Genomic DNA, 9149 nt, shown 5'->3' on the forward strand with positions numbered 1-9149 from the left:
CAGGCCGAAGCTCAGGCCCTGATCCCGATTCCATCCAACCGACAACTCCGACAACGCCAAGCGATAGACCCGCATGCTGATTCATCCGAACTTCGATCCCATCGCCATCCATCTGGGCCCGCTGGCGATCCGCTGGTACGGGCTGATGTATCTGGCCGGCTTCATCATGTTCATGTGGTTCGGCCGGATGCGGCTGCGCCAGCCGCATGTGGCGGCGCAGGGCTGGAGCGCGCGTGATATCGACGACCTGCTGTTCTATGGCGTGCTCGGCGTGATTCTCGGCGGCCGCCTCGGCTACGTGCTGTTCTACAAGCCGTCGTTCTACCTGTCGCATCCGCTCGATATCTTCAAGGTGTGGGAGGGCGGCATGGCGTTCCACGGCGGCTTCCTCGGCGTCGTGATCGCGATGTGGGTGTTCTCGAAGGTGCGCGGCCGGCATTGGATGGAAGTGACCGACTTCATCGCGCCGATGATTCCGTGCGGGCTGGCCGCGGGCCGGCTCGGCAACTTCATCAATGGCGAGCTGTGGGGCCGTCCGACCGATCTGCCGTGGGGCATGATTTTTCCGCAGGCGGGCGACAACATCGCGCGCCATCCGTCGCAGCTGTACCAGTTCGCCGGCGAAGGCGTCGCGCTGTTCGTGATCCTGTGGCTGTTTGCCCGCCACCCGCGGCCGATGGGCGCGGTGTCCGGCGCCTTCCTGCTCGGCTACGGCGTGTTCCGCTTCCTGGCCGAATTCGCGCGGGAACCGGACAACTTCCTCGGCCTGCTCGCGCTGAACTTCTCGATGGGGCAGTGGCTCAGCCTGCCGATGATCGTCGCTGGCGCGGCGATGATGTGGTGGGCGTATCGGCGTCAGCCACAGCTCTCGGCCTGATATCGGCGGAAATCGGCCCGACAGCGGTTCAGGGCGGCTCGGCGTCAGCCCAGTTTCCGGTCCCAGCGCACCCACCCTTTGGAGGGCGCCTTGGCGCGGCCGCCCCGACCGCTGCCGTTGCCCGGCAGCAGCGACGGGGCGAACCGCTCCAGATGCGATCGCATCCTCTGTTCGACGAGCCATTGCTGGCGCCCCTGCGCGTTCAGCCGCCGAATCAGCCGCCACGCGGGCTTGAGCAGATAGACGCAGGCCTGCGGCGGCAGCAGCGGCAGCACCTTCTCGACACAGCCCACGGTCAGCAGATCGTCGTTCCGGACGGCCGCCTCCAGGCCCGTTTCGTTGTCGGCCGAACGGGCGCACATCAGCGAAGCGAGAAGCATCGGCGGCAGCGACGACAAGGCGGCGGCATAGGCCGGCGGCGTATCGAAACGCCCATGCTTGAACGCGTGATACAGGGCCGAGGTGCCGTCGGGCATGGCCGCCACCAGCATGGCGTAGTGGTGGTCGGGCGGCAGCAGCGCCTGCAGCAGTTCGAGGAATGGCCGGAACATCTCGGTGCGCCCCGCCTTCACGGCGTAACCGAACGCCGTCGTGCCGCAATCCGCCCGCGATTGCAGCAGGTGGATCCGCTGCTCCAGCGGAAGGTCGGCGATCAGCTCCCCGAACAGCCTGGCCGACGATGGCAAGCCGAGCGACAGGATGTCGTAGAACAGCTGGGTGGAGCGGTTGGTACTGAGCCGCTGGATGCGTTCCTGCTCAGGTAGCGCGCGCAGGGCGGGCGCCAGCTGACGGACCGCGTCATCGCAGCCATAACGCAGCAGGTACCACAACGCATCGGCCGTCAGAGGCGGCAACGCGCCGGACAATTGGCGCGGCTGCGCGGGCAGGGTCACGTCGATGTCGCGCAGCTGCCGCAGCGTCGCCATATCCAGCTCGATCATCAGCATGGCGTCCACCGTGTTCACGGGCTGGGATTTCGGCAGGAAGGCCGGGTAGTCGGGCGCGAACTCGGTGAAGCCTCGCGCCTCCAGCGCGCGTACCGCTTCCAGGTCGTCGAAGCGCGCTTCGAGATGCGTGGCCGTGTCGTTGGGATCGTAGAAGGCGACGACATGGAGCGTGCGATGCGGCTGGCGCACGATGCGCAGCCCGACGGCCATCGCGTGGTCCGGTGTCAGCACCAGCAGGGTCGTGGCCGTTTCGCCGCGGCGCTCCAGGTCGGCCAGCCGCGCGACGAACTCATTGCCCCAGTCCCCGTTCATCACCACACGCAGCTTGCCGAGCTGCACCGCGTTCGGCACCACCCTGTAGTCGTAGTCCACGGGGACGTTGTCCCGCAGTGCCTGTGCGGTTGCCAGCCGGGAGTAGTCCGGGCCGTCGGGCCGGTCCTCGATGAACAGTCCAAGCCAGAAGACGGCCAGATGGCGGCAGGCAATCGGCCCGGACGGGCGGCCACGCGCGAAGGCGACCCGGCCATTGAGCCGCACCCGCTGGTCGGTGCCTTTTTTCCAGTGGAAGCGGTCGTCGAACCGTTCGTGATACCTCTCGGTCAGCAGCGCGGCCAACGCCTGCCGTTGCGGCTTGGTGGCTGTCGCGCTGCGCACAACGATCTGCTGGTTTTCCCAACGGATCCGGAAGCGATCGCTTCCGCACTGCAGCCAACCCCCTTGAGCCAGCAATAGCCGCCGCACGTCACGAATGCGCAGCGCCTCGGGCACGGCGCAGCGCACCACCACGGGTTGCGATTTCGCGGGGGGAAAGGCAGTCAGCATGACGTTCTCCGGAAGAGGGCGGAGGAGCAGCATGCGTCCACGGCTCGGCATGGCTCAAGAGACATGTGTCACTTATCGCGAGTTGCTTGTTGTTTTATGAAAGCCTTTGCACATAACTTGCGCGATCCTGCGGCGCATCGGCGATTGCGTTGTCGCCTTCGCCTTCGCCTTCGCTCCTCTTCCCTCCGTTCCGCCTGCTTCCCGACCGATCATGCCGCCGCTGTCCGCTCCCGCCATCGCCACCTCCCTGTTTCCATCCCTGACTTCCGGCATCCGGGACCATGTCGGCGATCGAACCCGCCCGCCGTCTCCCGAGGCGCCGATCGACACGCTCGCGCAGGCGGAAGGCGCGATCGGCGACACGGTGACAGCGAACTGCGCACAGCATTTGCATCGACTGGAAAGAACGATCGACGCGCTGGCCATTCCGGCCAGCCAGAAGCAGCCGCTGAGAAGAACACTCGAAGAATGCGGCAAGGACCTGGAGGCGCTGCTGAGCACGGCGCGCGACATCGTGCAGCTCGAGCATCGAGCCACCATGCCATGGGAGGCGGGCGCGCAGGCGCAGGAGCGGCACACCGCCGTGGTGCTGGCACGCAACCTGAAGCTCGCGACGCAATGCCAGGCGCTGATGCAGAAGCTTCAGTCGCTGCAAGACGAGACCGCCCCTCACGTGCAAAAACGCAGCGTCGGCAAGGCCATCGCGCTGGCGGTGGGCGCGCTGCTCGGCATTGCCGGTGCCGTCACGCTGGCGGTGATCCTGTGGCCAGTGGCCGTGACCGGCGTTGCGCTGGGCGGGTCCTTCCTGCTGACCGCGGCCTGTGCGGCGGGAACGGGGGCATCGGCGGCCGTGGGCGTGATCGCCACCATCTTCGGCGCAGGGGAAGTGTTCGCCAGGCCCGAGGCCTATCGCCACTTTCCTGACCGGCAGCCGGCTCTTGCCCGGCTGATAGACGAGCTCGGCAACCGGATGAGCCGTTGGCTCGAGGCCAATCCAGGCTTCTCGGCACCGCTGCCGCTGGACGTGCTGACGGAACTCTGTGGCAGCGACATTGGCGCGTTCCACTTTTGCACGGCAGTGCGGGACAGCAAGCTGTGCGATGCGGCCAAGCGCCTGGTCGACCATGGCAGCGAGCGGGCGCAGGCGCAGGGCGGTCTGGCGCGCACCGTATCGTCGCAGCTCATCTCCCCCGATCGGAGCGCAGACGACGCGCCTGACGACGTGGTGGACAATGACGACAGCGATTGGAACGAAGTCCTGGACCACGATCAGATGATCGAACAGCTTTGGCACCGCCTAGGCTTCGAGCGCAAGAATCCGTCGGGCACGGCGGAGCGCCCCGCGGACGCGGCGCCGGTCGACACGTCGGTCGACGCGTCGGTCCACGCGTCGGTCGACAATGGAAGCGATCCGGCCAGCGACCGCACGTTGAGCCGAACCGTATCCACCTCGACCATTGGGTCGTACAACTCGGTCGACATGGAGGAGGGCCCGGACGGGCTGGGCGATCCGTCCGCCTATGGCCTCGGGATCGGCGACAGCGCCTCGCAGACCCTGCACGATACCGGTAACGATACCGCTCACGTCGTCGACGACGCGGGCGCACCAGGGACCTCGGCCGTGCAGTCAGTGCAAGCGGTGCAGGCGCCGCCGATTGACGTACGGCCACAGTGGGAGGCGAGCCGGGCCTGGGCGGAGAGCCGCATACGGACGGCGGCGAGATATGTGCAGCACCTTTCGACGGCGCTCGCGCAGCCCTATCCGAACCGGATCGAAGGGGCCGGGAACAACGAGGACGTCATGGTCGAGGCTCTGTGCGCCTTCCAGCTGCTGGAAAAGGTACGCAGCGAGATGCTGGCGCTCGAGGAAATGGGCGGCCTGCATGCCGGCCGCTTTGCCACCGCCCGGGCAATGAACCAGCTGGCCGTCACGATGTCGATGGAACGCGGCTGGTTTCTTGGCAATCACGTGACCGGACTACGCGCGCTGTTCGACGACGGCAACAGCCTGCGCTTCGATGATCTGCCGAGTCCCACGGAGCGGGCCGAGGCCAGCCAGGTCTGGAACGCGGCCATTGCCGAGGCCGGCGCGCTGGTCCGCCAACTGGACGACGTCTGCGCTTCCGTGTTCCAGCGAACCTTCCGGGGCCTGACGCTCGAGAGAGCGATGCGGTTCTTCGCCCGGCCTATCGCCTCGCGCGCGGCCATCATGGAGCGGGAATTGAGGCAGGATCCGCCGACGGCGCCGTCGCCGTCGCCGTCGCCTTCGCTGTAATCCGGCACTAGGCGCGCGCGGCCTTCAACGAGCCGCCTTCCGCGATCTTGGCGGCAACGATTTCGCGCAACGCCTCGGCCACCGCTTCGGCCGCGGCGGTCCGCGGCAGCGCACGCGGCCAGCAAAGCGACAGCGTGCGGCCGAGCTCGGGGAGAATCAGCCGTGTCGGCAGGGCAGCGTCGTCCGGCTCACGGCTCAGTGACGACGCGGGCAGGATCGTGCAGGCCAGCCCTTCGCGCGCCGTCTGCAGCAGGATCGGCAGCGAGTCCAGGTCCGCGACGACTTGCAGCCGAATGCCGGCGCCGCTGGCGTGCTGCTCCAGCACTTCGCGCAGCCCCTGCGCCCCGCTCGGCAGCACCAGCGGAATATCGGCCAGAGACTTCAACGCAATGGTCGCTTCCTTGCCCGATGCGGCGCGACGCCGCTTCGATTCCACGGCGATCGGCGGCGTGCCGACCAGATACAGGGCCTCGCTGGCCAGCGGCTCGAGCTCGACCGCGCGCGACGGCGTTTCGCGAAACAGGATCGCGAAATCGAGCCGGTTGTTGTTCAGCAGCTCCGCGATATAGCCGCTCATGCTCTCGAACAGCTGCAGGCGCACGCCCGGATAGCGTTCGCGTACCGCCCGCACCAGCGGCATGCCGAAGGCCGCGGCGGCGGTGGTCGGCAGGCCGATCGCCACGTTGCCGGCGATGTCCGCCCCCGCGACCTTGACGTCGGCCCGCGCCATGTCGACCTGTTTCAGGATCGAGCGCGCGTGCCGGTACAGCGTGCGGCCGGCCTCGGTGGGTTTGACGCCCTTGGCGCCGCGATGCACCAGCGCCACGCCCAGCTCGGCTTCGAGCGCGGCCAGCTGCTGGCTCAAGGCCGGCTGCGCGACGTGGGCCACCTCGGCGGCGCGGGTCAGGCTGCCATGCTCGACGATCGCGACGAAATAGCGCATGCCCCGGATATCCATGTCCCGCCCCAATGACCAGTGAAAGCCGAAGGTATTGATTGTACTTATGGCTGGCTCGCGATTCCGTATTTCCGCGCGGCGGCGATCGCGGCTAGATTGATGCCATCGCGCCAACCCGGCCGCCCATTCCTTCCTATCGTCCTCCGCCAGGCCACCGCCATGATCCGACCGCTTGAAGGCATCACCGTCGTTTCCCTCGAACAGGCCATCGCCGCGCCGTTCTGCACGCGCCAGCTGGCGGATCTCGGCGCGCGCGTGATCAAGATCGAGCGTCCCGGCGCCGGCGATTTCGCCAGGGCCTACGACGATCGCGTGCGCGGCCTGTCCTCGCACTTCGTCTGGACCAATCGCGGCAAGGAGAGCCTGACGCTGGACGTCAAGCACGACGGCGCGGCGCCGGTGCTCGAGGCGCTTCTGTCGCGTGCCGACGTGCTGGTGCAGAACCTCGCCCCGGGTGCCGCGGCGCGGCTGGGGCTCGATCATGCCGCGCTGTCCGAGCGCTTTCCGCGGCTGATCGTCTGCGATATCTCGGGCTACGGCGCCGACGGTCCCTATCGCGACAAGAAGGCCTACGATCTGCTGGTGCAGAGCGAGTCGGGATTCGTCTCGGTGACCGGCACGCCGGAGGAGGGCGTCAAGGCCGGCGCATCGATCGCCGATATCGCCGCCGGCATGTACGCCTACTCGAATATCCTGGCCGCGCTGATCGAGCGCGGGCAGACCGGCCGCGGCAAGCGCATCGATATCTCGATGCTGGAGTCGATGGTCGAGTGGATGAGCTTTCCGCTGTACTACGCGTTCGACGGCGCATCCCCGCCGCCGCGCGCCGGCGCCTCGCACGCCACGATCTATCCGTACGGGCCGTTCCCGACCGGCGATGGCAAGACCGTGATGTTGGGCCTGCAGAACGAACGCGAGTGGGCGGTCTTCTGCGAATCGGTGCTGCAGCAGCCCGAACTCGCGACACACCCCGACTACGCCAGCAACAGCCTGCGCAGCGCCAACCGCGGCGCGCTGCGCGAACGCATTGTCGCGGCGTTCTCGCAATGGAGTGCCGACGAGGTGGGCGCGCGGCTCGAAGCAGCGAAGATCGCCAACGCGCAGGTCAATACGATGGCCGACGTCTGGGCGCATCCGCAGCTGGCGGCGCGGCGGCGCTGGCGCCAGGTCGACACGCCGGCGGGCGCGATCCCCGCGCTGCTGCCGCCCGGCATGGCCGATGCGCGCATGGACCCGGTGCCGGCGCTGGGCGAGCATACCGACGCGATCCTGGCCGAGCTCGGCATCGCGGGCGAACGGGTTGCCGCGATGCGCGCGGCCGGCGCGGTATGAGGGCGCGGATCGGGATGGCGACGACGATGACGACTCCGGACACGCGGCTGCCGCGCAGCTACCTGTTCGTTCCGGCCAACCGCCCGGAGCGGATCGGCAAGGCGCTGGCCGCCGGAGCCGATGCGGTGATCGTCGATTTCGAGGATGCGGTGGCGCCGGCCGACAAGGCCGCCGCGAGCGATGGCCTGCGTGCGTCCTGGGCCGCGCTGGCGCAGCAGGCCGCCAATGCCGGCGTGCTGCTGCTGGTGCGCGTGAACGCCACCGGCACGCCGTACCACGATGACGATATCGCCTGGTGCCGGACGCTCGGTGTCGACAAGCTGGTGCTGCCGAAGGCCGATGCCGAAGCGATGCGGACGCTGCGGCAGGCGCTGCCGGCCGTGCAATGCCACGCGCTGCTCGAGACCGCGGCCGGCTTCACCCAACTCGCGCAACTGGCCGCGCAGCCCGGCGTGGTCCGGCTGCTGTTCGGCAGCATCGACCTGATGGGCGATCTTGGCGTCGGCGACGAGGGCGAGCCGCTGCATGCGTTCCGCAGCCTGCTGGTGCTGCATTCGCGCGCGGCCGGGTTGCCTGCGCCGGTGGACGGCGTCTGCACCGCGCTCGGCGATACCACGGTGCTGGCGGCCGAGACCACGCGTGCGCGCGCCTTCGGCTTTGGCGCCAAGCTGCTGATCCACCCGGCCCAGGTGGCGCCGGTCCACGCCGGTCTCGCGCCGACCGAGGCGGAACTGGCCTGGGCCAGGCGCGTGGTCGAGGCCGCCGCGGCCGCAGACGGCGCCGCCGTCGCGGTGGACGGCAAGATGGTCGATCGCCCGGTGCTGGAGCGGGCGCGACGCATCCTGGCCGACGGTTGAAGCGACCGAAGCGACCGAAGCGACCGAAGCGACCGAAGCGACCGAAGCGACCGAAGCGACCGAAGCGACCGAAGCGACCGAAGCGACTGAAGCAACCGAAGCGCCTGAAGCAACCGAAGCGCCTGAAGCAACCGAAGCGCCTGAAGCAACCGAGCGACTGAAGCATCCGAAACGACTGAAGCAACGGAAGCGACAGAACCCCTGAGCCGTCGCCCGTCAGTGCCGCTGCAAACGCGGCGCGGCGGGCATGACGCTGTGCAACATCGAAACGCCTTGCCATTCCCTCGCCGTTATTCATAATTATGAATTATTGCGAGGGCCTGCCTGGCTGGTGCGCCCATCGCAATGTCCATGCATCGCACCGGGAGGCACCCATGCGCATCGTCCAGCAGGCGCTGTATCTCGAAGTTGCCGATCGCCTGCGCGCCATGATCGACGAGCACACGCTCGTGCCCGGCGCCTGGATCGACGAAGCGGCCCTGGCCACCACGCTCGGCATTTCGCGCACGCCGCTGCGCGAGGCGCTGAAGGTACTGGCCGCCGAAGGGCTGGTGCGGCTCGAGCCGCGCCGCGGCTGCTTCGTCAATGAGCTGTCCGAGCAGGATCTCGACGAGATCTTTCCGCTGATGGCGCTGCTCGAAGGCCGTTGCGCCTACGAGGCCGCCCGCAATGCCACCGCCGCCGACCTCGACGCCCTCGAGGACCTGCATCGCGATCTGGCGCGCTATGCCCGCGCCGGCCAGATCGACGCCTACTACGAAACCAATTACCAGATCCACGAGGCGATCCAGCGGCTTGCCGGCAATCGCTGGCTTTCCGGGTTGATCGGCGACCTGCGCAAGGTGCTGCGGCTGTCGCGGCACAAGAGCCTGCAGCTACCGGGCCGCATCGACGAATCCTGCGCCGAGCACCTGTCGGTCTTCGCCGCGCTGAAGGCGCGCGATCCCGAAGGCGCCGAGGCGATGATGAAGACCCACCTGCTGCGCCAGCGCGCCGCGTTGAAGGCGCTGGACGCGGACGCGCAGGCCGCGGCGCCCGAACCCGAGGTCCCCGCGCGGCGGCGCCACAGCCGGCTGCGCCT

General features: G+C 68.3%; 7 protein-coding genes. 5 read left to right on the forward strand and 2 right to left on the reverse strand.

From position 1 onward, the window contains the following. The first annotated feature begins 73 nt into the window (after positions 1-73). Positions 74-877, forward strand: coding sequence for a prolipoprotein diacylglyceryl transferase (gene lgt, locus B551_RS07790; protein ID WP_006576110.1), 804 nt, complete (start codon positions 74-76; stop codon positions 875-877). A gap of 44 nt (positions 878-921) precedes the next feature. On the opposite strand, the gene B551_RS07795 is transcribed toward lgt, so the two are convergent. After that, positions 922-2646, reverse strand: a complete 1725-nt coding sequence (locus B551_RS07795; protein ID WP_006576111.1) for a ShET2/EspL2 family type III secretion system effector toxin — start codon at positions 2644-2646, stop codon at positions 922-924. A gap of 211 nt (positions 2647-2857) precedes the next feature. Here B551_RS07795 and B551_RS07800 point away from each other — a divergent pair, with 211 nt between their 5' ends. Continuing rightward, on the forward strand, positions 2858-4921 hold the full coding sequence (locus B551_RS07800; RefSeq protein WP_006576112.1) for a hypothetical protein: 2064 nt from the start codon (positions 2858-2860) through the stop codon (positions 4919-4921). A gap of 7 nt (positions 4922-4928) precedes the next feature. On the opposite strand, the gene B551_RS07805 is transcribed toward B551_RS07800, so the two are convergent. Beyond that, on the reverse strand, positions 4929-5879 hold the full coding sequence (locus B551_RS07805) for a LysR substrate-binding domain-containing protein (RefSeq protein WP_023263818.1): 951 nt from the start codon (positions 5877-5879) through the stop codon (positions 4929-4931). Between the two features lie 159 nt (positions 5880-6038). Here B551_RS07805 and B551_RS07810 point away from each other — a divergent pair, with 159 nt between their 5' ends. The 3 genes from B551_RS07810 to B551_RS07820 form a co-directional block, all read left to right on the forward strand. Continuing rightward, entirely contained in the window at positions 6039-7211 is a 1173-nt protein-coding gene (locus B551_RS07810) for a CaiB/BaiF CoA-transferase family protein (protein ID WP_006576114.1), read from the forward strand. A 26-nt stretch (positions 7212-7237) separates the two neighbouring features. Continuing rightward, positions 7238-8068: a CoA ester lyase gene (locus B551_RS07815; RefSeq protein ID WP_043438057.1), complete on the forward strand. Its 831-nt coding sequence runs from the start codon at positions 7238-7240 to the stop codon at positions 8066-8068. Between the two features lie 374 nt (positions 8069-8442). Continuing rightward, positions 8443-9149, forward strand: a 707-nt coding sequence (locus B551_RS07820; RefSeq protein WP_023263820.1) for a GntR family transcriptional regulator, incomplete at its 3' end; no start/stop codon positions are given.

It is taken from the genome of Cupriavidus sp. HPC(L), assembly GCF_000307735.3.
Lineage (GTDB): Bacteria > Pseudomonadota > Gammaproteobacteria > Burkholderiales > Burkholderiaceae > Cupriavidus.

Coding starts and splice junctions, on each gene's coding strand:
- lgt (WP_006576110.1), top strand. CDS start 74: ATGCTGATTCATCCGAACTTCGATCCCATCGCCATCCATCTGGGCCCG.
- B551_RS07795 (WP_006576111.1), bottom strand. CDS start 2,646: ATGCTGACTGCCTTTCCCCCCGCGAAATCGCAACCCGTGGTGGTGCGC.
- B551_RS07800 (WP_006576112.1), top strand. CDS start 2,858: ATGCCGCCGCTGTCCGCTCCCGCCATCGCCACCTCCCTGTTTCCATCC.
- B551_RS07805 (WP_023263818.1), bottom strand. CDS start 5,879: ATGGATATCCGGGGCATGCGCTATTTCGTCGCGATCGTCGAGCATGGC.
- B551_RS07810 (WP_006576114.1), top strand. CDS start 6,039: ATGATCCGACCGCTTGAAGGCATCACCGTCGTTTCCCTCGAACAGGCC.
- B551_RS07815 (WP_043438057.1), top strand. CDS start 7,238: ATGACGACTCCGGACACGCGGCTGCCGCGCAGCTACCTGTTCGTTCCG.